We start from the raw sequence: 23,837 nt of genomic DNA, 5'->3' as shown, positions 1-23,837 counted from the left end.
GCGGCGGCGCTTGCGGTGGCCGAGGCGACGGTCGGCCTTCCCGCGTGGCTGTGGGCGGTGTGGCTGCCCGTCGCGGTGGGCTGCGCGCTGCTGGCCGCCGATCGGGTGCGCTCGCTCGGGCACCGGGTCGGCGGCGGCTGGCTGGTCGCGCGCAGCGGAAGCCTGCAGCGGCGCCGTGACTGCATCGCGTGCGCGGGGATCATCGGCTGGACGGTGCGGCAGACGCTGCTGCAACGCCGCGCCGGTGTGGCCACGTTGGTGGCGGCGACCGCCGCGGGGCGCAAGCGCTACCGGGTGATCGATGTCCCGGCCGAGATGGCCTGGTCGGTTGCCGCCGAGGCTTCGCCGTGGGTGGCCGACAGCAGCTGGGCCCGCCGGTGACCTCCGGTTGCAGCAACGCCGCCGCGGTTTACTGTCGGCACCATGGCCGTCGGTGGAGTGCTGTTCGACATCGACGGCGTGCTGGTGACGTCGTGGAAGCCGATTCCCGGCGCGGCCGAGACGCTGCGCATCCTGGCCGACAAGCAGATCGCCTGCTCGTATCTGACCAACACCACCACCAGGACCCGCCAGCAGATCGCCGACGCGCTGGCCGACGCGGGCATGTCGGTGCGAGCCGACGAGGTGATCACCGCGGGCGTGCTGACCGCCGATTTCGTCCGCAGCCGCTATCCGCACGCCCGCTGTTTTCTGGTCAACCACGGGTCGCAGATCGTCGAGGACATGCCCGGCATCGACATCGTCAATTCCACCGACTTCAGCGGCCCCCGAACGCCCGACGCCCCCGACGTGGTGTTGCTCGGCGGCGCCGGACCCGAGTACAGCCATGTGGCGTTGAGCTGGGTCTACGACTGGATGGCCCGGGGCGTGCCGGTGGTGGCGATGCACCGCAGCACGTCGTGGACCACCAGCGACGGGTTACGCCTCGACACCGGCATGTACCTGATCGGGATGGAGCAGACGTCGGGTCGCCAGGCCACCGCGGTCGGCAAACCCGCGCCGGCGGGCTTTCTGGCCGCCGCCGCCCGGCTCGGCGTGGACCCCGAGCAGATGTACATGATCGGCGATGACCTCAACAACGACGTGCTGGCCGCGCAGGTCGTCGGCATGACCGGGGTGCTGGTGCGCACCGGCAAGTTCCGCCAGGACACGTTGGACCGTTGGGCCGCAGATGAATTCGCGATGCAGCCCAACCACATCATCGACTCCGTCGCCGACCTTCCCGGGCTGCTCGAGCTCTAGACGAAAAAGTTGTCGTTGGCGATGAACCATTCGCGGCGTTCCTCTTCGGTCATGTCGCCGAGCTTGGCCAGGCCCTCGAAGTAGTGCTCCCGCGGCGCGCCGGGGGCGAACAGCATCAACGTCGACGCCGGTTCGTCGGCCTCATTGCGGAAGCCGTGGATTCCGCCGGGCGGGACGTAGAGAAAATCGCCCGCAGTTCCGTCGATCCAGTCGCGGCCGTCGTAGAGCTTCAGCGTCCCGGACAACACGAAGAATGCCTCCGACATCGCGCGGTGGAAATGCGGTCCCGGCCCACCGCCGGCCGGCCCGATGCTGACGCGGTACAGGCCGTAGTCGCCGTCGGTCTGGTGCTGGTTGGCCAGGTAGTGGTAGGCGACGCCGAACGACTCGTAGTCGGGAGGTTCCTCGGCACGCCGCAGCGTGGCGCTGACCTCGGGCTCGTCGTTGGTGTATCGAGGCGGGGGATAGGGCGGCACGACAAGTGACATGGCCCCACTCTGCCTCAGCCGACCGGCTGAACCGGCGTTCGTCGTCGTAGTGGCGCGGCGTTCTTGCACTCGGCATGGGTGAGTGCTAAGAATGACTTTGGCACTCGCGTCCCGTGAGTGCTAGGTCGGGACGGTGAGACCCGGGTGTCTGGGCGGGGCCCATGACAACTGCGGTCGTCCGTCGCGGGCACTGCACCCGACCAGGACGTGTCATCCCCGATCCGGAGGAATCACTTCGCAATGGCCAAGACAATTGCGTATGACGAAGAGGCCCGCCGCGGCCTGGAGCGGGGCCTGAACAGCCTCGCCGACGCGGTAAGGGTGACGTTGGGGCCCAAGGGCCGCAACGTCGTCCTGGAGAAGAAGTGGGGCGCCCCCACGATCACCAACGACGGCGTGTCCATCGCCAAGGAGATCGAGCTGGAGGACCCGTACGAGAAGATCGGCGCCGAGCTGGTCAAGGAAGTCGCCAAGAAGACCGACGACGTCGCCGGTGACGGCACGACGACGGCGACCGTGCTCGCGCAGGCGCTGGTGCGCGAGGGGCTGCGCAACGTCGCCGCGGGCGCAAATCCGCTCGGCCTCAAGCGCGGCATCGACAAGGCCGTCGAGAGGGTGACCGAAACGCTGCTCAAGTCGGCCAAGGAGGTCGAGACCAAGGAGCAGATCGCTGCCACCGCCGGCATCTCCGCCGGTGATCCGTCGATCGGCGAGCTGATCGCCGAGGCGATGGACAAGGTCGGCAACGAGGGCGTCATCACCGTCGAGGAGTCCAACACCTTCGGGCTGCAGCTCGAGCTGACCGAGGGCATGCGTTTCGACAAGGGCTACATCTCGGGCTATTTCGTGACCGACGCCGAGCGTCAGGAAGCGGTTCTCGAGGAGCCCTACATTCTGCTCGTCGCCTCGAAGGTGTCGACCGTCAAGGATCTGCTGCCGTTGCTGGAGAAGGTGATCCAGGCCGGCAAGCCGCTGCTGATCATCGCCGAGGACGTCGAGGGCGAGGCGCTGTCCACGCTGGTCGTCAACAAGATCCGCGGCACCTTCAAGTCCGTCGCCGTCAAGGCCCCGGGCTTCGGTGACCGCCGCAAGGCGATGCTGCAGGACATGGCGATCCTCACCGGCGGTCAGGTGATCAGCGAGGAGGTCGGCCTGACGCTGGAGAACGCCGACCTGGCACTGCTGGGCAAGGCCCGCAAGGTCGTCGTGACCCGTGACGAGACCACGATCGTCGAAGGCGCGGGCGACCCCGAGGCCATCGCCGGCCGCGTCGCGCAGATCCGCCAGGAGATCGAGAACAGCGACTCCGACTACGACCGCGAGAAGCTGCAGGAGCGCCTGGCCAAGCTGGCCGGCGGTGTTGCGGTGATCAAGGCCGGTGCCGCCACCGAGGTGGAGCTCAAGGAGCGCAAGCACCGCATCGAGGACGCGGTCCGCAACGCCAAGGCGGCCGTCGAGGAGGGCATCGTCGCCGGCGGCGGCGTGGCACTGCTGCAGGCGGCGCCGACGCTGGACGAGCTGAGCCTCAACGGTGACGAGCGCACCGGCGCCAACATCGTCAAGCTGGCGCTGGAGGCCCCGCTGAAGCAGATCGCGTTCAACTCCGGCCTGGAGCCCGGTGTTGTCGCCGAGAAGGTGCGCAACCTGCCCGCCGGCAGCGGCCTCAACGCCGAGACCGGCGAGTACGAGGACCTGCTCGGTGCCGGCGTCGCCGACCCGGTGAAGGTCACCCGCTCGGCGCTGCAGAACGCGGCGTCCATCGCGGGCCTGTTCCTCACCACCGAGGCGGTCGTCGCCGACAAGCCGGAGAAGGAGAAGGCGGCCGTTCCAGGCGCCGGCGACATGGGCGGCATGGACTTCTAAGCCCGCCAACGAAAAACCCGGCCTGCCTACCGCAGGTCGGGTTTTTCGTTGGGCCGCCGCCCGAGTGTGCGGTTTCGTACGCGACACGCCGCGCCGGCGTAAAAATCCGCACACTCGCGAGCATGTCGGCCCGCAATGACAGCCTCTCCACCATGGCGGAGTTGCGATGGCCGTTTAGCGGCTGGGACGCCGTCGAGGCCGGCAAGGTATCCGTTCGCGAGCTGCGCCGGTCTTATTACCCCGTCTACCCGGGTGTCTATGTGCCACGCGCCGCGGAACTCTCGGCGACCCAGCGCGCTCGAGCCGCTTGGCTGTGGTCAAAGCGCCGCGGCGTCGTCGCTGGGTTGTCCGCCGCGTCGGTGCTCGGCGCCAAGTGGATCGAGCCAAACCAGCCCGCCGAGCTCGTTCACACCAACAGGCGACCGCCCGCCGGCCTGTTGGTACATGCCGACGAGCTCGCGCCGGGTGAAACCCAGCTCATCGACGGCATGCCGGTGACGACCGCTGCCCGGACGGGATTCGACATCGGTAGGCACACACCGCTGACGGCGGCTGTCCAACGCATCGACGCACTGATGAACGCAACGGACGTGAAGCTCGTTGACATTGAGGCCGTCATCGTCGGGCATCCGGGTGCCCGTGGGCTGCGTCAGCTGCGCCGGACGCTCGACCTGGTCGATGGCGGCGCCGAGTCGCCTTACGAATCGCTGACGCGATTGCTGTTGGTGCAAGCCGGCTTTCCGCGTCCAGAGACCCAGATACCCGTGTTCGACGAGTACGGGTTCGTGGTGGCCCGCATCGACATGGGCTGGCGCAAGTGGCGCGTCGGCGTGGATTTCGAGGGTGCGCAACATTGGACCGATTCGAAGCAACGCACTCGCGACGTCGAGCGATATGGCAGATTGCCGGAGCTGGGTTGGACGGACATCAGATTGACCAGCGGCATGCTGCATAACCAACCGGAAGTCTTTCTCAACCGTGTCGGCGCGGCGCTCATCGCGCGCGGCTGCCCCAAGACGTGGTGACCGCTCAGCGCTGGGCCGACGGCGTGGGTTGGCGGCCGCGCACCAGCTTGCCCGGACGAGCGTCGGTGGCCACTCCGTTCTCGGCGATCGTCTGGCCCGACACGATGGTCGCGACGTAGCCGTCGGCGGTCTGATTCAGCCGACGCCCGCCGGCGGGCAGGTCGTGGGTGATCACCGGGCGATGCAGCTTCAGCGCGGCGTAGTCGATCACGTTCAGATCGGCCTTGTAGCCCACGGCGATTCGGCCGCGGTCGTTCAGTCCGGCGACCCGAGCCGGCACCGACGTGAGCTCGCGCACCGCATCGGCCACGCTCATCCGCCCGGTTGCCCGGTCCCGTGTCCAGTGCGCGAGCACGAACGTCGGGAAGCTTGCGTCGCAGATCATCCCGTAGTGCGCGCCGCCGTCGCCGAGACCGAGCACGACGTCGTCGCGCCGCAGCAGCCGGCCCACCGTGTCCAGCGAGTTGTTCTCGTAGTTGGCCATTGCCACCAGCATCATCGCGTGCCCGTCGTCGTCCAGCAGCCGGTCGTAGGCCTCCTCCATCGGCGCGACGCCGCGTGCGGTCGCGCGGGCGAGGATGCTCGTCGACGGGTCCGGTTCGTAGTCCGGCTCGTCGCCGAGCGGGAAGATCCACTCCCACGCCTGCGCCAGATGCAGCAGCGGATTCCCGTCGGCGCTCGGCTTGTCGGCGAGAATGCGTGCCCGCACCTCGGGTTTGCGCATCTCGGCCACCCGTTCGGCCAGCGGCAGGTGCGCCAGCTTGCGGTAGCTCGGATAGAACACGAACGGATTACCGGTCAGCTCCAGGCCGATCACCAAACCGATTGGGCGAGGGAACAACTGCGCGGTGATGCTGCCGCCGTCGGCGTTGTACTTCTCGATCATCGTGATCGCGTCCGGCCAGATCGGATCGCCGGTGTTGCCCGTCGCCAGCGTGAACGTGACCGGCAGCCCGACGTCGTGGGCCGCCTCGAACACCTGCTGCAGCACCGTCGCGTAGCCGCCCGCGGGGATGTCGGGCACGAACTGAATCAGCCCGCCACCGCCGTCGGCGACGCCGCGTGCGATCGCGGCGATCTCGGCCTGCGCGGCGCCGTAGGTCGGGATCGCGGATCCACTTTCGGTCTTGTGCAACGCAAATCGCGATGACGCGAACCCGATCGCACCGGCTTCGATGGCCTGCTTGGCCAGCTCGCGCATCCGCGCCAGGTCGTCGGCCGTCGCCGGCTCCCGATCGACGCCGCGCCGGCCCATCACGTACACCCGCAGCGGTGAATGCGGCAGATACGCCGCGACGTCGATGTCGCGCTGGCGAGCGTCGACCGCCGCCAGGTACTCCGGGAACGTTTCCCAGTCCCACGGCAGGCCGTCGACCATCACCACACCGGGAATGTCCTCCACACCGGCCATCACGTCGACGAGCACGTCGTGGTCCGCGCGGCGACACGGCGCGAAGCCGACGCCGCAATTGCCCATCACCGCCGTGGTCACGCCGTGCTGCGAGGACGGCGTCAGCCGATCCGACCAGATCGACTGGCCGTCGTAGTGGGTATGAAGGTCGACGAACCCGGGCGTCACCAAGAGCCCCGTCGCGTCGATCTGCCGCGCCGCCTCGCCCTCGACCGCCCCGACCGCGGCGATCACGCCATCCGATACCGCGACCTCGCCCCGATACGGCTGACCGCCGAGGCCGTCGACGATCGTGCCGCCCTTAATTAGCAGATCGAAGCTCATTTAATGGACTCTACGGCGGGGTCACCGCGACATGCCAGGATGTGGCGATGATCGATCACTTCGGTATCAACTGCAGCGATTTCGACGCCGCCAAACAGTTTTACGACCACGTCCTCGGCATCTTGGGCTACACGCGGCAGATGGATTACGGCGTAGCGATCGGCTACGGAACGGAGGGCCATCCCGACTTCTGGATCGCCGATGGCAAGGACATGGGTTCCAACCGCGAAATCCACGTCGCGTTTCAGGCCGCGGACATCGCCGCGGTCAGGGCGTTCTACGACGCCGCCCTGCAGCTGGGCGCCGAGTCGTTGCACGCACCGCGACTGTGGCCCGAGTACCACCCCGGCTACTTCGGCGCGTTCGTACGTGATCCCGACGGCAACAACGTCGAGGCGGTCTTCCACGGCGCAGCACCGGAAAGCTGACGAGTAGCTTCGGCTACATGGCCGATCTCACCGCCGCGCAGGAGCTGCTGCGCGACTCGTTCACCCGCCTGATCGAACACGTCGACGACCTCACCGACGGGCTGACCGACGAGCTGTCGACATACCGGCCGACGCCAGCGGCCAACAGCATCGCGTGGCTGATCTGGCACAGTGCCCGCGTGCAGGACCTGCAGGTCTGTGACATCGCGAAGACCGAGGAAGTCTGGACGCGCGACGGCTGGGTGGACCGCTTCGGGCTCGACCTGCCCCGCGACGACACCGGTTACGGGCACGGCCCCACCGAGGCGGCCAAGGTGAAAGCCCCCGCCGAGCTGCTTTCCGGCTACTACCACGCGGTGCACGACATGACGCTGAACTTCGTCACCACGCTCAGCGACGCGGACCTGGAACGGGTCGTCGATCGCAACTGGAACCCGCCCGTCACCGCCAGCGCCCGGCTGGTCAGCATCGTCGACGACTGCGCCCAGCACCTCGGCCAGGCCGCGTACCTGCGTGGTATCGCCCCGTGAGATCAGGCTCACCACCGTGACTAGCATGAGCTCATGACCGCGACACGCCCCGTTCAGATGCCCGAGACCGGCACAATCCGCAACCCGGCCACCGGCGCCGTCGCCGGGGAGGTCCGCTGGACGAACCCCGCCGACGTGCCGGCGATCGCCGCCAAACTCGCCGAGGCGCAGCGCGGCTGGGACGACATGGGCCCGAAGGGGCGGGCAAAGGCACTGGCCAAGTTCGCGATCTGGCTCGAGGAGCACCGCGGCGAGATCGAAGACCTGCTGATCAAGGAGACCGGCAAGTCGCGCGCCGACGCCGTCCAAGAGGTGCCGCTGCTGCTGATCATCATCTCGTACTACATCAAGACGATGGCGAAGGCGCTCGCGCCGGAAACCAAGCCCGCGCCGTTGGCCGCGCTGGCGGTCAAGAAGATCACGGTGCACTACCGGCCCCGTCGGGTCGTCGGAATCATCGCGCCGTGGAACTTCCCGGTCGCCAACGCGATGATGGACGCGCTGGGCGCGCTGGCCGCCGGATGTGCGGTGCTGCTCAAGCCGTCCGAGCGCACGCCGTTGACCGCCGAGGTGCTGGTGCGGGGGTGGCGTGAGTCCGGCGCGCCGGACGTGTTCGCGCTGGTGCAGGGCGCACGAGAAGTTTCCGAGGCGGTCGTCGACAACGTCGACTTCGTGCAGTTCACCGGTTCCTCCGCGACCGGGCGCAAGGTCATGGAACGCGCGGCGCGCCGGCTCACCCCGGTCAGCCTCGAGCTGGGCGGCAAGGACCCGATGATCGTGCTCGAGGACGCCGACGTCGACCTGGCGGCGCATGCCGCGGTGTGGGGCGGCCTGTTCAACGCGGGTCAGATGTGCGTGTCGGTCGAGCGGATCTACGTGATGGAACCGGTGTACGACCGCTTCGTCGACGCGGTGGTGCGTGACGTGAAGGCGCTGCAAATGGGCGCCGGCGACGGGCCGCACTTCGGGTCGATGATCGACGACCAGCAGCTGGCGGTCGTCGATCGCCACGTCGCCGACGCGAAGGCCAAGGGCGCGCGGGTGCTGACCGGCGGCCGTCGTGGTGACGGGCCGGGCAGCTTTTATCAGCCCACGGTGCTGGTCGATGTCGACCACTCGATGGAGTGCATGACCGAGGAGACGTTCGGTCCCACACTGCCGATCATGAAAGTCACCAGCGTCCCCGAGGCCGTCAAGCTGGCCAACGACAGCCCGTACGGGTTGTCGGCGTCGGTGTTCTCTCGCGACCACGATCGCGCCAAAGAGGTTGCACTGCAGCTCGATTGCGGTGCCGTCAACGTGAACGACGTGGTCGCCAACCTGATGTGCACGACGGCGCCGATGGGTGGCTGGAAGGAATCGGGCTTCGGTGCCCGGTTCGGCGGCGCCGAGGGGCTGCGCAAGTACTGTCGCATCGAGACCGTCGTCGAGCCGCGGATCACGTTCGGGTCGGGCATGTATTACTACTCGTCCTCACCCAAGGCCGCACAGCGGATGAACCGCCAGATGGCGTGGATGGCGCTGCGTCGTCCCCGCCGCATCGCCCGCGACCGCTAGGGTTGGCGGGTGCGATTCGTGGCGACGATGCTGTTGTGGCTCGTCACCACGGTGGCCCTCGCGGTGGCCGTTCCGGCGGGGTGGGCCCAGAAAACCCTCGTCGACGTCGACGGCTATGCCGCGTTGGCGCAGAAGGCCGCCAAGGACCCGCGGCTCCAAGACGCCATGGCCTCCGAGCTGACCACGCAGGTCGTGGCGCTGGCGAACCAACGCGGGATTTCGGTCAACCAGAGCCTGGTGCGGGGCGTGGCGACGGCGTACTCCGCAAGTCCCGACTTCCCGCGCCAGTTCGCGAACGCCAACCGGGTCGCGCACGCCTGGATGTTCACCGATTCGTCGAACCAATCGCGGGACTCGCAGGGACGTTGGCGTGTCGACCTTGCGCCGATGTTGTCCGACACCGCGTTTCAACAGATGTTGAGCGGGTGGAACATTGACGTGCCCGCCACCGTGGAGGTCCCGGTGGCGGTGACTCCGGCCGACGTGCATCCCGGTCAGCTGCATCGCGTGGCGACGTGGGGGCCGTGGGTGAGCATCGGCGCCGCGGTGCTGACCGGTATCTTCGCGTTGCTAACCCTGGCCGCCGCCCGTAGGCGCGGCAAAGCCATTGCAGCTCTTGGTGTTTCGGCATTGCTGGTCGGGGCGGGCGGCTGGGCGGCGATGGAAGTCGGCCGTCGCTACATCGATGACGCGCTCAACCACACCACCGGCGACGTGCGCAAGGTCGCCGACGTGATGGTCGGATACGCCGAAGGCAGCCTGCACCAATGGCTCAACCTCACGCTCGCCGCCGGCGGCGCGCTGGTCGTGTTCGGCATCATCACGACGATGCTCGGCTCGCTGCGGAAGGCGGGTTAGCCGCTCAACTTGCGGTGCAGGAATTCGAATATCAGCGCTGACCTGAACGCGGTCTGCGCGTTGTCGGCGGCACCGGCGTGACCGCCCTCGATGTTCTCGTAGTAGGAGACCGGATGGCCGGCGGCCTCCAGCGCGGCGGTCATCTTGCGAGCGTGGCCGGGATGCACCCGGTCGTCTCGGGTTGACGTGGTGATCAGCACCGGCGGATAGCGCCGATCGGCCGAAATATTCTGGTACGGAGAGTATTTCTTGATGAATTCCCAGTCGGCCGGGTCGTCGGGGTTGCCATACTCGGCGACCCATGACGCGCCGGCGAGCAGCAGGTGGAAGCGGCGCATGTCGAGCAGCGGCACGCTGCAGACCAGCGCGCCGAACAGCTCGGGGTACTGCGTCAGCATGATGCCGATCAACAAGCCTCCGTTGCTTCCGCCATGCGCACCGAGCTGCTCGACGGTCGTGATGCCGCGGTTCACCAGGTCTGCTGCGACGGCGGCGAAGTCCTCCGCGACCTTGTGTCTGCCCTCTCGCATCACCTGGGTGTGCCAGGTCGGGCCGTATTCGCCGCCGCCGCGGATGTTCGCCAGCACATAGGTACCGCCCCGGGCAAGCCACAATCGACCGAGCACCCCGTCGTAGCCGGGTGTGCGAGCCACCTCGAAGCCGCCGTAGCCGCTCAGCAACGTCGGCCGCGGCCCAGTCGAATCACGCTGGCCGACAACGAAGTACGGTATCGCCGTGCCGTCAACCGAAGGGGTGAAATGCTGCGTCACTTCGATGTCGTCGGCGTCGAAGAACGCCGGCGCCGACTTGATCTGATGCAGCGGCCCACCGGCGACGCCGTGCAGCAGTCGCGATGGTGCGGCGAATCCGCTTGAGTCAAGGAAGATTTCGTCACCCATATCGTCGGCGGCGACGATCACCGTGTTGGCGTTGGCCGGTAAGTCGGGCACCGGCTCGGCGTGCCAGGTGCCGGGGGTGACGATCTCGACGCGGCTGGTCACGTCGTGCAGCGTGACGACGACCAGCCGCTCGCGGGTCCACGCATAGTGGTGCAGGTAGGTGTGCTCGTCGGGTTCGAAAACCACGTGCAGTGGCGTTGTACCGGAGAGGAATTCGTCGTAGTCGGCGGCCAGCAGCGAACCGGCCCGGTACGTCGTGTCCGCGACGGTCCAGTCGGTGCGCAACTCGATCAGCAGCCATTGGCGGTGCACCGACACGGTGGCGTCGGTAGGTGCGTCAATCAGGACCAGCTCGTCGCCTCGGAGCTCGTATACCTCGTCGTTGAAGAAGTCGATCGCGCGTCGCACCATGGTGCGTTCGAATCCCGGTGTGCGGTCGACCGATGCCCCGACCATCACGTCGCTACTCGAGCCGGAATACACCGTTTCGGCGTCCTCGAGGGGTCTGCCGCGGCGCCACCGTTTGACCAACCGAGGGTATCCGGAGTCGGTCAGCGAGCCGGCGCCGAAGTCGGTGCCAACCAGCACGGTATCCTTGTCCTCCCAGCTGACCTGAGTCTTGGCCTCCGGCAACGTGAATCCGTCGGCGACGAATTGCCTGGTTGTCATGTCGAATTCGCGGACGATCGCCGCGTCGGAGCCGCCGCGCGACAGGATGATCAGTGCCAGCGTGTACTCGGGTTCGATGACATCGGCACCGCCCCACACCCAGCTTTCCCCGTCGGCGCCGGCAAGGGCGTCGAGGTCGAGCAGCACGTCCCATTCGGGCGTGTCGCTGCGGTATTGCTCGAGGGTGGTGCGCCGCCACAGCCCCCGTGGGTTGTCGGCGTCGCGCCAGAAGTTGTACAGATACTCGCCCCGGCGCACTACATAGGGGATGCGTGCGTCGGTGTCGAGCACTTCGAGCGCCTCGGCGCGCATCCGCTCGAACCGGCCGTCACCGAGCTCCGCGAGCGTCGGCTCGTTGTGTCGCCGCACCCAATCGAGCGCGTCGTCACCGGCGATCTCCTCGAGCCACAGGTAGGGGTCGTCAGTCACGAACCCCATTGTGGCCGCAGCGGCGGTCAGTCCGCCGCGTGGCCCGGACGGTGCGCCAGCACCACGTGGACCGCCGGATTAAAAAGGCGTCGTCCGGCGGTAATGTGACTCGTATTACAACGTGTCATACGTCAACGCTGACAAGGGAGTGACTCATGACTGTGTATGCCCGACCCGGTGCCGAGGGCTCGCTGATGTCGTATGAATCGCGCTACGGCAACTTCATCGGCGGTGAGTGGGTGGCTCCGGTGGGTGGGGAGTACTTCGAGAATCCCACCCCGGTGACCGGGCAGTCGTTCTGTGAGGTGCCACGCTCGACCGAGGCCGACATCGACAAGGCGTTGGACGCCGCGCACGCCGCCGCACCGGCGTGGGGCAAGACCGCACCGGCGGAACGCGCGGTCATCTTGAACAAGATCGCCGACCGTATCGAGGAGAACCTGCCGGCGCTGGCGTTGGCCGAGGCCTTCGACAACGGCAAACCGATCCGGGAAACGCTGAACGCGGATCTGCCGTTGGCGGTGGATCATTTCCGCTATTTCGCCGGGGCGATCCGCGCCCAGGAGGGCTCGTTGTCGCAGATCGACGACGACACCGTGGCTTATCACTTCCCCGAGCCGCTGGGGGTGGTGGGTCAGATCATTCCGTGGAACTTCCCGATCCTGATGGCCACCTGGAAGCTGGCCCCAGCGCTGGCCGCGGGCAACGCCGCGGTGTTGAAGCCGGCCGAGCAGACCCCGGCCTCGATCCTGTATCTGATGGGCCTGATCGGGGACCTGCTGCCGCCCGGGGTGGTCAACGTGGTCAACGGGTTCGGGTTCGAGGCGGGCAAGCCGCTGGCGTCGAGCAATCGGATCGCCAAGATCGCGTTCACCGGTGAGACCACCACCGGCCGGTTGATCATGCAATACGCCTCTCAGAACTTGATTCCGGTCACCCTGGAGCTGGGCGGCAAGAGCCCGAACATCTTCTTTTCCGATGTGATGGTCGCCGCCGACGACTACCAGGACAAGGCCCTGGAAGGTTTCACGATGTTCGCCCTCAATCAGGGCGAGGTGTGTACCTGCCCGTCGCGCAGCCTGATTCAGGCCGACATCTACGACGAGTTCTTGGAGCTGGCGGCAATCCGCACCAAGGCCGTGCGCCAGGGCGACCCGCTGGATACCGAGACCATGATCGGCAGCCAGGCCTCCAACGATCAGCTGGAAAAGGTGTTGTCCTACATCGAGATCGGCAAGAGCGAAGGCGCCAAGATCGTCACCGGCGGCGAGCGCGCCGAGTTGGGCGGCGACCTGTCGGGTGGCTACTACGTGCAGCCCACAATCTTCACCGGCACCAACTCGATGCGGATCTTCCAGGAAGAGATCTTCGGGCCCGTCGTGGCCGTCACGTCGTTCATCGACTACGACGACGCGATCCGCATCGCCAACGACACCCTCTACGGCCTGGGCGCCGGGGTGTGGAGCCGCGACGGCAACACCGCCTACCGGGCCGGGCGCGACATCAAGGCCGGCCGGGTGTGGACCAACTGCTATCACGCCTATCCGGCCCACGCGGCGTTCGGTGGCTACAAGCAATCGGGCATCGGCCGCGAAAATCACAAAATGATGCTCGACCACTACCAACAGACCAAGAACCTGCTCGTTTCCTACAGCGACAAAGCCCAGGGGTTCTTCTGACGAGCGCTTGCGCGAGGAAGCAAAAGCACTGACGAGCGCTTGCGCGAGGAAGCGAGGGCACCGAAGATGGGCGCGCAGTCTCCGCCCGCCCGGGCGCTGATCACCGCGACCGCCGCCCAATTGCTGCATCGGCTGCAGAAGCGGCACGGCCGGGTGATGTTTCACCAGTCCGGCGGCTGCTGCGATGGATCGTCGCCGATGTGCTACCCGGACGGGGAGTTCATCGTCGGCGACCGCGATGTGCTGCTGGGCGTCCTCGAGGACGCGCCGGTGTGGATTTCGGGTCCGCAGTTCGACGCGTGGAAGCACACTCAGCTGGTCATCGACGCGGTCCCCGGGCGGGGCGGCGGCTTCAGCATGGAGGCCCCGGAGGGCATGCGGTTCCTCAGCCGCGGAAGAGCGTTCACACCCGACGAACTCGAGCTGCTTGCGGCCAACCCGCCGCTGCGGGGCGCCGATTACGCGCGCGGCGAGCGCCCGCCGCCACCCGCCGGTGCGGTGGTGGTCGCCGAGGCGGCGGATGCATGCCCGGTGCCGGCCGGGCGTGATGGCTCGGCGTGGGATCGTGGCTAGCGCGGAATTAACGCTACTGTTTTAACGGTGATACCGCTCCCGCGCGCATGGTTGCTGACCAGCGCGATGCTCACTGGGACCGCGGTCGGAATAGCCGCCGCGGTCGCTACGACGCTGCTGGTGGATGCCCATGTTCGGCCCGACGTGGTGATCGCGTTAGTGCTCGGAGTTCCCAGCGCCATCGGGCTGTTGCTGATTTTGTTCTCGTCGCGACGGTGGATAACGACACTGGGTGCGTTCGTGCTCGCGCTGGCACCGGGATGGTTCGGCGTGCTGGTGCTGATTCAGGCGGTCTACGGTGCCTGAGCAATCGCGCCGTGGTGCGCATCGCGCGCCGATCGGCTGGAATCGCCAACGCCAGGCGCGACAAACGATGGGCGGCGGGCCGCCCACCGAGGCGAGTCTCAATGGACACCCGAACCCAGTCGACAACTTGAAACCACTCGACATGACGGCCGACCCCGCGCAGGTTGACGATGCCCATCCGGCCCCCAACCCCGAGTTGGCCTCCAACCCCCAGCCGGCCCCCAACCCCGAGTTGGCCCCCGACACCGAGTTGGCCCCCGACACAGAGTTGACGCCCGAGCCCGTCACCGAGCCCCAGCCGGTCCCTGACCCAGCGCCGGCCACCCAGGCCCAGCCGGCACCCGAGCCAGCGCCGGCGTCCGAGGCCCAGCCGGCCCCCGACCCCGAGCCCAACCCCGAGCCGGCCTACCAGACCGCACCGGCCAGTGAGCCCATAGCAGAAACGCCGCCCTCGCAGCCGATCGCGGTGCCGGCGCAACCCGTTGTGGTCCCTGGCCAATACAACTACCTGAAACGGTGGATGTTCGTGCTGATGTTGGCGGCGGTGTGGATCCCGGCCGCGCTCACCGGGCTCGCGCTCTACTACTACTGGTATCACTCGATCGACAAGACGCTGCCGGTGTTTCTGGTGCTGGTCTGCACCATCGTCTGCACCGTCGGCGGGCTACTGCTGGCGATGGTTCAGCACAAACCGGTTGTCTCGGCACTCGCGATCGCGGTGATGACCGCCCCGTTCGCGGCGCTCGCGGGCGCCGCGGTGGTGCATGGCCTCTATTACTGCGAACGAGTGGGCCACTGCCTGGTGGGGCTGATTCCCTACTAGGGTTGGCCGGGTGACCCACTATGACGTCGTCGTTCTCGGTGCCGGACCAGGCGGATATGTCGCGGCCATTCGAGCCGCGCAGCTTGGCCTGAAGACCGGGGTCGTAGAAAACAAGTATTGGGGCGGGGTGTGCCTCAACGTCGGCTGCATCCCGTCGAAGTCGCTGTTGCGCAATGCCGAATTGGCGCACATCTTCACCAAACAGGCCAAGTTGTTCGGGATCAGCGGCGAGGCGACCTTCGACTATGGGGTGGCGTTCGACCGCAGCCGCAAGGTTGCCGAGGGCCGGGTCAACGGCGTGCACTTCCTGATGAAGAAAAACAAGATCACCGAGATCCACGGCCGCGGCACGTTCACCGACGCGAACACCCTGTCGGTCGACCTCAACGACGGCGGCAACGAGAAGGTGACCTTCGACAACGTGATCATCGCGACCGGCAGCCACACCCAGCTGGTGCCCGGCACGTCGCTGTCGGAGAACGTCGTCACATATGAAGAGCTGATCATGTCGCGCGAGCTGCCGCAGTCGATCGTGATCGCCGGTGCCGGCGCGGTCGGCATGGAATTCGGCTACGTGCTGGCGAACTACGGAGTGGACGTCACGATCGTGGAGTTCTTGCCGCGTGCGCTGCCCAACGAAGACGCCGACGTGTCGAAGGAGATCGAGAAGCAGTTCAAGAAGCTGGGCGTCAACGTGCTCACCGGCACCAAGGTCGAGGGCATCACCGACGACGGTTCACAGGTCACGGTCAGCGTCAGCAAGAACGGCGACTCCAGCGAACTGAAGGCGCAAAAGGTGCTGCAGGCCATCGGTTTCCGTCCCAACGTCGAGGACTACGGACTCGACGCGGCGGGCGTGAACCTGACCGATCGCAGCGCCATCGGCATCGACGGCCGGATGCGCACGAACGTCCCGCACATCTATGCGATCGGCGACGTCACCGGACTGCTGCAGCTGGCCCACGTCGCCGAGGCTCAGGGTGTTGTTGCCGCCGAAACCATCGCCGGCGCCGAGACTTTGGAGTTGGGCGACTACCGGATGATGCCGCGCGCGACGTTCTGCCAACCACAGGTCGCCAGCTTCGGGCTCACCGAGCAGCAGGCCCGCGACGAGGGCTACGACGTGAATGTCGCGAAGTTCCCCTTCACGGCGAACGCCAAGGCACACGGGTTGGGCGACGCCAGCGGTTTCGTGAAGCTGGTCGCCGACGGGAAATACGGCGAGCTGCTGGGCGGGCACCTCGTCGGCCCCGACGTGTCCGAGCTGCTGCCCGAGCTGACGCTGGCGCAGAAGTGGGATTTGACCGCCAATGAGCTTGCCCGCAACGTGCACACCCATCCAACGCTGTCCGAGGCGCTGCAGGAATGCTTCCACGGTCTCGTCGGTCACATGATCAACTTTTGAGATCGACGGTCGTCGCCGGTATCGGCGGGTTGGTGGTCGGGCACATCGTTTGGTTGGTGGCGATTTCGCTTGCCATCGCGACTTCGGCCGTCAACCATTGGGTGCTCGTCGCGTCGGCGCTGTTCTTCTTGTGCGGCGCGGCGGCGGTCTGGTTGGGCTGGCGGATGCATCGGCGACGCTCCGATGTCTGGGCGGCATTCCTGTGTTGCCTGCCGATTTCGCCAATCCTGTTGTCGTTGTCCGTGCTCGGTGTCACTTATCTGTGATTCTGATACGGGGCTAGTCTCGAAAGTCCAGCGGTATCTCGAGCGCGGATATCGTCGCGGCCAGCGCGTCGTATTGCCCCGCCAACGTGACGAATTCGATGAGCTGCGTCCGCTCGAGGTGACGCGACAACCACTGCCACGTCTGCGGCGAGATCGTCCGGGTTTCGATGATCTCGTCGGTGGCCGTCAACAACGCTGCGTCCCGGTCACTGAGCCCGTCGGCGCCCGGGCCCTCGAAGATCTTGGCCTGCAACTCCGTGTCGATCCCGCGGCGTAGCGCGATGCGGCGATGTTGTTGCAGCTCGTACTCGCAGCCACGCAGATGTCCCACCCGCAGGATCACCAGCTCGGTGTCGCGACGTCGCAACTTGCCCAGACCCAGCAGCATGGCTCCGAGCGGCAGCCACGACCAGAACAGCCGCTTGTGCTGACCGAGCGTGGTGAACAGGTGCACCCGCGGCAGCCGCATGACGCGAGCCGCCAACGCGCTGAAAACCCAATTGACAACGCCGAGCTCGCGAAACCCGCCGACGGGTAGCCGGCTCACGCCTGCTTCACCAGGTACGGCGACACCGTGCTGCGGTGCTCGTCGAGATCCAGCGCCCTGCCCAGCGCGGGGAAGGCGCGCTGCGGGCAATTGTCCCGCTCGCACACCCGGCAGCCCGCCCCAATCGGCGTGGCGTTGTCAGACGACAAGTCCAGTCCCTCCGAGTACACCAGCCGGTGCGCGTGTCGCAGCTCGCAGCCCAGCCCGATCGCGAACGTCTTGCCGGGTTGACCATAGCGGGACGCGCGACGCTCCACCGTGCGCGCCACCCACATGTAGTTGCGCCCGTCGGGCATCTGTGCGATCTGCACCAGGATCTTGCCAGGGTTGGCGAATGTTTCATATACGTTCCACAGCGGGCATGTGCCACCGCTGGAGGAGAAGTGAAAACCGGTGGCCGACTGACGTTTTGACATGTTGCCAGCCTTGTCGACCCGCACGAACGAGAACGGGACACCGCGCATCGACGGCCGCTGCAGCGTCGAAAGGCGGTGGCAGATCGTCTCGTAACTCATCTGGTAGAACGACGACAGCCGCTCGATGTCATAGCGGAAGTTCTCGGTGACGTCGTGGAATTGGCGGTACGGCAAGACCGTCGCCGCCGCGAAGTAGTTGGCCAGTCCCAACCGGGCCAGCTTGATCGACTCGTCGCTGGTGAACTTGCCCTCGTCGACCATCTCGTCGATCAGGTCGCCGAATTCGAGGTACGCAAGCTCGGCGGCCATCTTGAACACCTGCTGGCCCGCCGACAGGTGATTGCTGACCTCCATCGTTCTGCTCGCGGGATCGTAGCAGTGCAGCACCGTGTCGCCGAGGTCGATCCGCCTGACGATGTGCACGCCGTGCACGTCGGTGAGCCGCCGCGCGAGCTCGCCGGCCAGGTCACCGCGATGCATGCGCATGCGGACAGTCAGATCCTCGGCGGCGGTATCGAGCTCGTGCAGATAGTTCTGCCGCTGATAGAAGTAGTCGCGCACCTCCTCGTGCGGCATCGTGATCGAGCCGCTGCCGCTGCTGCCATCGGCGAAGCGGTCTTCGGTGGCGGCGGCCAGCTGCGCGGTGGTGATCCGATAACGCCGGTGCAGGTTCACCATCGCCCGCGCCAGCGTGGGGTGGGCGTTGACGATGTCGGCGACCTCGCTGAGGTCGACGCCGATACCGAGGTCGCGGTCCATCGTCACCTCGCGGAGCTCGGCGACTAGCCTGGTGTCATCCTGGGAGGCGAAGAATGTCGCATCGACCCCGAACACCTCGGTGATCCGTAATAGCACCGCAACCGTCAGCGGCCGTACATCGTGTTCTATTTGGTTGAGGTAGCTTGGCGAGATCTCCAGCATTTGCGCCAGCGCTGCCTGGCTGAACCCGCGTTCACTGCGCAGCTGTCGCACCCGGGAGCCGACAAATGTCTTGGCCACGTTCGTCAGCCTACTCGGCTTGCGAATATGTGCTTAGCAGCCTTGGCAAGCGGGGGCCTGGCACCCTCAAAGAGGGTTTGGCATGATCGCGGGTCGAATGGAGGAGGCAGGGAGGCACAGCCATGAGCCTGGCCAAAACGATGATGCCGGTGTTGGACGGCCATCCCGACGTCTTCAACCGGGAGTGGCCGCTGCGCGTGGCCGACATCGATGCCACCGGCCGGCTGCGGCTCGACGCCGCCACCCGCCACATCCAGGACGTGGGCCAGGACCACCTCCGCGAATTGGGTCACAACGACACCCATCCGCTGTGGATCGTTCGCCGCACGATCATCGATCTGATCAAGCCCATCGAATTCCAGGACATGCTGCGGCTGCGCCGGTGGTGTAGCGGCACCTCGAACCGTTGGTGCGAGATGCGCGTGCGCATCGACGGCCGCAAGGGCGGCCTGGTGGAGTCCGAGGCGTTCTGGATCAACATCAACCGCGACACCCAGATGCCGTCCCGGATCGCCGACGACTTCCTCGAGGGTCTGCGCCGCACCACCGACGTGGACCGGCTGAAGTGGAAGGCCTACCTCAAGCCGGGCTCCCGCGACTCCGCCGACCAGATTCGCGAATATCCCGTCCGGTTCACCGACATCGACCTGTTCGACCACATGAACAACTGCGTCTACTGGAGCGTCGTCGAGGATTATTTGTCGGCGACGCCCGAGCTATTGCACGGCCCCATCCGGGTGATCATCGAGCACGAGGCGCCCGTCGCGCTTTGCGACAAGCTGGAGATCTTGGCGCACGTCCACCCCGCCGGCTCCACCGACGAGTTCGGTGAAGAGCTTGCTAACAAGACTGTTACAACCCTCACATACGCCGTCGGGGAGGACGCCAAGGCCATCGCGGCGATATTCGCCCTCTGACTCCCCGCTGACCTGCAAATCCCGGCGTTGACCTGCATCTATGCGGTTACTGACCAGTAGCTACTGAAACGGTCAAGCAAGTTGCCGGATTTGCAAGATTTGCAAAAACCCGCGATACGTGTGGCGGAAATTGGCAACTAAACGGCTGGACCTGCACATATCCGCCGTGGCATGCTCGTCTCAGCACGAGATTAAAGCCGTCGATGTGTTAACAAGTCAGCGCAGACGGGCAACGTGTCAGCGGCTACAGGAACGAAGGAGCACCGGAGATGTCGACCGTCGGCAAACCGAAGTCACCCGAGGACATTCAGCGCGACTGGGACACCAACCCGCGCTGGACGAACGTCAAGCGCGAGTACACCGCAGCGGACGTCGTCGCCCTGCAGGGCACCGTTGTGGAGGAAAACACGCTGGCCCGACGGGGTGCCGAGATCCTCTGGGATCAGCTGCACGACATGGAATGGGTCAACGCGCTCGGTGCGCTGACCGGAAATCAGGCCGTGCAGCAGGTGCGCGCCGGCCTGAAGGCCATCTACTTGTCCGGCTGGCAAGTGGCCGGTGACGCCAACCTCTCCGGACACACATACCCAGACCAGAGCCTCTACCCCGCGAACTCGGTGCCACAGGTGGTTCGCCGGATTAACAACGCCCTGATGCGTGCCGACCAGATCGCCAAGGTCGAGGGCGACAGGTCGGTGCAGAACTGGCTGGTGCCGATCGTGGCCGACGGCGAGGCGGGCTTCGGTGGCGCGCTGAACGTCTACGAGCTGCAGAAGGCCATGATCGCCGCCGGCGTCGCGGGTTCGCACTGGGAGGATCAGCTGGCCTCCGAGAAGAAGTGCGGTCACCTTGGCGGCAAGGTGCTCATTCCGACCCAGCAGCACATCCGCACACTGGCCTCCGCCCGGTTGGCGGCCGACGTCGCGGACGTGCCGACGGTCGTGATCGCCCGCACCGACGCCGAGGCGGCCACGCTGATCACCTCCGACGTCGACGTGCGCGATCAGCCATTCATCACCGGAGAACGCACACCCGAGGGCTTCTACCGGGTGAAGAACGGGTTGGCGCCCTGCGTCGCGCGGGCCAAGGCCTACGCGCCGTACGCCGACCTGATCTGGATGGAGACCGGCACTCCCGACCTCGACCTGGCCAAGCGGTTCGCCGAGGGCGTCAAGGCGGAATTCCCCGACCAGATGCTGGCGTACAACTGCTCGCCGTCGTTCAACTGGCGCAAGCACCTCGACGACGCGACCATCGCGAAGTTCCAGAAGGAGCTGGCGTCAATGGGCTTCAAGTTCCAGTTCATCACGCTGGCCGGCTTCCACGCCCTGAACTACTCGATGTTCGATCTGGCCTACGGCTACGCCCGCAATCAGATGAGCGCCTACGTCGAGCTGCAGGAGCGCGAGTTCGCCGCCGAGGAGCGCGGTTACACCGCGACCAAGCACCAGCGTGAGGTCGGCGCCGGCTACTTCGACCGGATCGCCACCACGGTGGACCCGAACTCGTCGACGACGGCGCTGAAGGACTCGACCGAAGAGGGTCAGTTCCACTGACGACGAAGAGGGTCAGTTCCACTGACGACGAAGAGGGTCAGTTCCACTGACGCTGAGCCGGCGGCAGCCCGCGGACACCCCGAACCGATAGGCTGCAGCCACTGATCCGCAAGGGTTGACAGCGCAGGCCCCGCCCGCCATGTTGGGCGGGGCCTGATGCTGTTTAGGGAATGAGTGGAGAAGTCGTGACCGACGCGATCCAGCGAGTGGGGGTAATCGGGGCGGGGCAGATGGGCGCCGGTATCGCCGAGGTGTCGGCGCGGGCGGGCGTCGACGTCCTCGTGTACGAGCCGACCGAGGCGCTGACCACCGCCGGACGCGCTCGCATCGTCAAGTCGCTTGAGCGCGGAGTCAGTTCGGGCAAGGTCACCGAGCGCGAACGCGACCATGCCCTTGCCAAGCTCACGTTCACCACCAGCCTGTCCGACCTCGCCGACCGCCAGTTGGTGGTGGAAGCGGTGGTCGAGGATGAGACCGTCAAGAGCAAGATCTTCGCCGAGCTGGACCGCGAGATCACCGATCCGGACGCGGTACTGGCCTCGAACACGTCGAGCATCCCGATCATGAAACTGGCCGCGGCCACCCAAAATCCGGGCCGCGTGCTCGGCCTGCATTTCTTCAACCCCGTTCCGGTGCTGCCGCTCGTGGAACTCGTCAACACCCTGGTGACCTCCGAGGCCGCGATCTCGCGCACCGAGAAGTTCGCCAGCTCAGTGCTGGGCAAGCAGGTGGTGCGCTGCAGTGACCGATCGGGGTTTGTAGTCAACGCGCTACTGGTGCCCTATCTGCTGTCAGCGATCCGGATGGTGGAAACCGCCTTCGCCACGGTCGAGGACATCGACAAGGCCGTGGTCGCTGGTCTGTCGCATCCGATGGGCCCGCTGCGGCTGTCCGATCTCGTTGGGCTCGACACGTTGAAGTTGATCGCCGACAAGATGTTTGAGGAGTTCAAGGAGCAGCAGTACGGCGCGCCGCCGCTGCTGCAGCGGATGGTCGAAGCCGGCCTGCTGGGCAAGAAGTCGGGTCAAGGCTTCTACAAGTACTAAGGCTTCTACAAGTACTAGAGCGCCGCAAGCCGCTTCTTTTCAACTTTGACGTCGAAAGCCGGTGCCGGCCAGGACAACTCAAGCTCAGTGAGCGCCTCGATCAACAGCTCGGTGACTGCCAGCCGGCTGTACCACTTCTTGTCGCAAGGGATGACATACCACGGCGCGTATTCCGTCGAGCACCGGTCGAGAATCGCCTGGTAGGCATCCTGATACGCCGGCCACAGCTGGCGTTCGTCCACGTCGTGCGGGTTGTACTTCCAGTACTTGTCCGGCCGCTCCAGCCGCTGCATGAGCCGCTGCTTCTGTTCCTCTAGCGACACGAACATCGCGACCTTCACCAGGGTCGTGCCGCCGTCGACGAGCTGTTTCTCGAAGGCGTTGATCTCGTCGTAGCGCGCGCCTACCACCTCGGGCGGCACCAAGTTGTGCACCCGCACGATCAGCACATCCTCGTAGTGCGAGCGGTCGAAAACCCCGATGTGGCCGGCCGGCGGCAGTGCCTTGACGATGCGCCACAGATAGTGGTGGGCCCTCTCCTTCAGCGTCGGCACGCCGAAGCCCGTGTAGCGGATGCCCTGCGGATTACCCGCACCGACAACATGCTTGACGATGCCGCCCTTGCCCGCCGTATCCATGCCCTGCAGCACGAGCAGCACCGAGCGGTTGTCCCGGGCCTCGCTTTTGCTGCTGGCGTACAACATCTCCTGCAGCTCGGCGAACCGCGCATTGCGCTCCTCTTGCACCCGCCGCGCGTCATCCTTCTGGCCGGTGAATCCCGGTGTGGCGCTGGTATGGATGTCGGCCACCTTGTCGCCGGCACGAAAGGCCAGCACCTTGCGGGGTTCGCGGCTCCAGAGCTCCGGCATACCGCCAGAGACTACTCAGCGGGTTGGCGCGACGGCAGGATCGGTGATGGATGCGGCTGGGCATTGAACTTCTCCCGCGAGCCGCCGACTTCGACGATCCCGCACAGCGCATTCCACGACAGCATGGTCAGATAATCGATCAGCTCGTCGGAGCTCATCCGCGGGTAAGACATCCACGAGTGTGTGGACAGCTGCACGCCGCCGACGATCAGATACGCCCACGGCTCCACCCCGTGGGTGTCCAGCCCCGCCTCCTGCATGCGCCGGCGCAGCATGACCGCGATCATGCCGGCGATGATTCGCTCCGAGTCGGCAATCACTTTGCTCTTGCTGGCCGAGCTGTTGGCCATCACGAACCGATACGGCTCGGGCTCGGCCGCGACAGTGTCGACGTAGACCCGGATGATCTCGCGCACCAGGTCGAAGCCGTCCATGTTCGCCGTCAGCGCGGCGGCCATGTTCGGGATCAGCGTGGTCTGCGCGAACCGCATCATCACCGCTGTGGTCAGGTCGTTCTTGTCGACGAAATAGCGGTACAGGACCGTCTTCGACACGCCGATCTCGGCCGCGATTTCGTCCATGGATATGTGGCGGCCACGGCGTCGGATGGCCTCGAGCGCGCCGTCAACCAACTCGTTGCGGCGCTCCACCTTGTGCTGGTGCCATCGCCGCTTGCGGCCATCGGTCTTGACCACCGGCGGCGGGGGTATCT

At 66.2% G+C, this 23,837-nt stretch carries 24 protein-coding genes; 17 read left to right on the top strand and 7 right to left on the bottom strand.

The window, feature by feature from the left end:
• Window positions 1-381, top strand: a 381-nt coding sequence (locus tag VE759_RS16505; protein WP_324934350.1) for a PH domain-containing protein, incomplete at its 5' end; no start/stop codon positions are given.
• A gap of 42 nt (window positions 382-423) precedes the next feature.
• Complete coding sequence (locus tag VE759_RS16500; RefSeq protein ID WP_324934349.1) at window positions 424-1,242, top strand: HAD-IIA family hydrolase; 819 nt, start codon at window positions 424-426, stop codon at window positions 1,240-1,242.
• Here the strand turns inward: VE759_RS16500 and VE759_RS16495 are convergent.
• Window positions 1,239-1,730: a cupin domain-containing protein gene (locus VE759_RS16495; RefSeq protein WP_324934347.1), complete on the bottom strand. Its 492-nt coding sequence runs from the start codon at window positions 1,728-1,730 to the stop codon at window positions 1,239-1,241. The two genes, VE759_RS16500 and VE759_RS16495, sit on opposite strands and share 4 nt — an antisense overlap.
• Window positions 1,731-1,970: 240 nt before the next feature.
• Here VE759_RS16495 and groL point away from each other — a divergent pair, with 240 nt between their 5' ends.
• Window positions 1,971-3,593 (top strand): chaperonin GroEL, encoded by a 1,623-nt coding sequence (gene groL, locus VE759_RS16490; RefSeq protein ID WP_324934345.1) that lies wholly within the window; start codon window positions 1,971-1,973, stop codon window positions 3,591-3,593.
• A gap of 152 nt (window positions 3,594-3,745) precedes the next feature.
• Entirely contained in the window at window positions 3,746-4,618 is an 873-nt protein-coding gene (locus tag VE759_RS16485; RefSeq protein ID WP_324934360.1) for a hypothetical protein, read from the top strand.
• Window positions 4,619-4,622: 4 nt separating this feature from the next.
• On the opposite strand, the gene VE759_RS16480 is transcribed toward VE759_RS16485, so the two are convergent.
• On the bottom strand, window positions 4,623-6,353 hold the full coding sequence (locus VE759_RS16480) for an N-acyl-D-amino-acid deacylase family protein (protein WP_324934343.1): 1,731 nt from the start codon (window positions 6,351-6,353) through the stop codon (window positions 4,623-4,625).
• Window positions 6,354-6,400: 47 nt separating this feature from the next.
• Here VE759_RS16480 and VE759_RS16475 point away from each other — a divergent pair, with 47 nt between their 5' ends.
• Genes VE759_RS16475 through VE759_RS16460 form a run of 4 tightly spaced genes read left to right on the top strand, consistent with a single transcriptional unit; the run spans window position 6,401 to window position 9,726 of the window.
• Entirely contained in the window at window positions 6,401-6,781 is a 381-nt protein-coding gene (locus VE759_RS16475) for a VOC family protein (RefSeq protein WP_324934341.1), read from the top strand.
• A 17-nt stretch (window positions 6,782-6,798) separates the two neighbouring features.
• Complete coding sequence (locus VE759_RS16470) at window positions 6,799-7,311, top strand: mycothiol transferase (protein WP_324934340.1); 513 nt, start codon at window positions 6,799-6,801, stop codon at window positions 7,309-7,311.
• Between the two features lie 33 nt (window positions 7,312-7,344).
• On the top strand, window positions 7,345-8,868 hold the full coding sequence (locus VE759_RS16465; RefSeq protein ID WP_324934338.1) for an aldehyde dehydrogenase family protein: 1,524 nt from the start codon (window positions 7,345-7,347) through the stop codon (window positions 8,866-8,868).
• A gap of 9 nt (window positions 8,869-8,877) precedes the next feature.
• Complete coding sequence (locus VE759_RS16460) at window positions 8,878-9,726, top strand: hypothetical protein (RefSeq protein ID WP_324934336.1); 849 nt, start codon at window positions 8,878-8,880, stop codon at window positions 9,724-9,726.
• Here the strand turns inward: VE759_RS16460 and VE759_RS16455 are convergent.
• A complete protein-coding gene (locus VE759_RS16455; RefSeq protein ID WP_324934334.1) occupies window positions 9,723-11,732 on the bottom strand; it encodes a prolyl oligopeptidase family serine peptidase in 2,010 nt (669 codons plus the stop codon). The two genes, VE759_RS16460 and VE759_RS16455, sit on opposite strands and share 4 nt — an antisense overlap.
• 146 nt (window positions 11,733-11,878) lie before the next feature.
• On the opposite strand from VE759_RS16455, the gene adh reads away from it, so the two are divergent.
• The 6 genes from adh to VE759_RS16425 all read left to right on the top strand — a co-directional run bounded on the left by adh (window position 11,879) and on the right by VE759_RS16425 (window position 16,775).
• Window positions 11,879-13,402 carry an aldehyde dehydrogenase gene (adh, locus tag VE759_RS16450; protein WP_324934332.1) on the top strand — a complete coding sequence of 508 codons (1,524 nt, stop codon included), beginning with the start codon at window positions 11,879-11,881 and terminating at the stop codon, window positions 13,400-13,402.
• A 66-nt stretch (window positions 13,403-13,468) separates the two neighbouring features.
• A complete protein-coding gene (locus VE759_RS16445; protein WP_324934330.1) occupies window positions 13,469-13,975 on the top strand; it encodes a DUF779 domain-containing protein in 507 nt (168 codons plus the stop codon).
• A gap of 27 nt (window positions 13,976-14,002) precedes the next feature.
• Window positions 14,003-14,281: a putative holin gene (locus VE759_RS16440; RefSeq protein ID WP_324934328.1), complete on the top strand. Its 279-nt coding sequence runs from the start codon at window positions 14,003-14,005 to the stop codon at window positions 14,279-14,281.
• 142 nt (window positions 14,282-14,423) lie between these two features.
• Window positions 14,424-15,104, top strand: a complete 681-nt coding sequence (locus tag VE759_RS16435; protein WP_324934326.1) for a hypothetical protein — start codon at window positions 14,424-14,426, stop codon at window positions 15,102-15,104.
• A 10-nt stretch (window positions 15,105-15,114) separates the two neighbouring features.
• A complete protein-coding gene (lpdA, locus tag VE759_RS16430) occupies window positions 15,115-16,509 on the top strand; it encodes a dihydrolipoyl dehydrogenase (protein WP_324934324.1) in 1,395 nt (464 codons plus the stop codon).
• The gene (locus VE759_RS16425; RefSeq protein WP_324934322.1) at window positions 16,506-16,775 is read left to right on the top strand and encodes a hypothetical protein; all 270 of its coding nucleotides are present in this window, start codon (window positions 16,506-16,508) and stop codon (window positions 16,773-16,775) included. The genes lpdA and VE759_RS16425 overlap by 4 nt, the downstream gene beginning before the upstream one ends.
• A 13-nt stretch (window positions 16,776-16,788) precedes the next feature.
• On the opposite strand, the gene VE759_RS16420 is transcribed toward VE759_RS16425, so the two are convergent.
• Both VE759_RS16420 and ramB read right to left on the bottom strand, forming a co-directional pair.
• Window positions 16,789-17,322, bottom strand: a complete 534-nt coding sequence (locus tag VE759_RS16420) for a carboxymuconolactone decarboxylase family protein (RefSeq protein WP_324934320.1) — start codon at window positions 17,320-17,322, stop codon at window positions 16,789-16,791.
• Window positions 17,319-18,737, bottom strand: coding sequence for an acetate metabolism transcriptional regulator RamB (gene ramB / locus VE759_RS16415; RefSeq protein ID WP_324934318.1), 1,419 nt, complete (start codon window positions 18,735-18,737; stop codon window positions 17,319-17,321). The genes VE759_RS16420 and ramB overlap by 4 nt, the downstream gene beginning before the upstream one ends.
• 122 nt (window positions 18,738-18,859) lie before the next feature.
• Here ramB and VE759_RS16410 point away from each other — a divergent pair, with 122 nt between their 5' ends.
• The 3 genes from VE759_RS16410 (at window position 18,860) to VE759_RS16400 (ending at window position 22,256) form a co-directional block, all read left to right on the top strand.
• Entirely contained in the window at window positions 18,860-19,654 is a 795-nt protein-coding gene (locus VE759_RS16410; RefSeq protein ID WP_324934316.1) for an acyl-[acyl-carrier-protein] thioesterase, read from the top strand.
• A 269-nt stretch (window positions 19,655-19,923) separates the two neighbouring features.
• Window positions 19,924-21,210, top strand: coding sequence for an isocitrate lyase (gene aceA / locus VE759_RS16405; protein ID WP_324934314.1), 1,287 nt, complete (start codon window positions 19,924-19,926; stop codon window positions 21,208-21,210).
• Window positions 21,211-21,395: 185 nt separating this feature from the next.
• A complete protein-coding gene (locus VE759_RS16400; RefSeq protein WP_324934312.1) occupies window positions 21,396-22,256 on the top strand; it encodes a 3-hydroxybutyryl-CoA dehydrogenase in 861 nt (286 codons plus the stop codon).
• 14 nt (window positions 22,257-22,270) lie between these two features.
• Here VE759_RS16400 and VE759_RS16395 read toward each other — a convergent pair whose 3' ends face one another.
• Window positions 22,271-23,125, bottom strand: a complete 855-nt coding sequence (locus VE759_RS16395; protein ID WP_324934310.1) for a PPK2 family polyphosphate kinase — start codon at window positions 23,123-23,125, stop codon at window positions 22,271-22,273.
• 11 nt (window positions 23,126-23,136) lie between these two features.
• Window positions 23,137-23,835, bottom strand: coding sequence for a TetR/AcrR family transcriptional regulator (locus VE759_RS16390; protein WP_414687936.1), 699 nt, complete (start codon window positions 23,833-23,835; stop codon window positions 23,137-23,139).
• Between the last annotated feature and the right edge of the window lie 2 nt (window positions 23,836-23,837).

The sequence above is a fragment of the Mycobacterium sp. genome (genome assembly GCF_035640695.1).
GTDB lineage: Bacteria > Actinomycetota > Actinomycetes > Mycobacteriales > Mycobacteriaceae > Mycobacterium.
The sequence above is the reverse complement of the archived record's forward strand: the minus strand, read 5'-3'. Positions and strand labels throughout refer to the sequence as shown.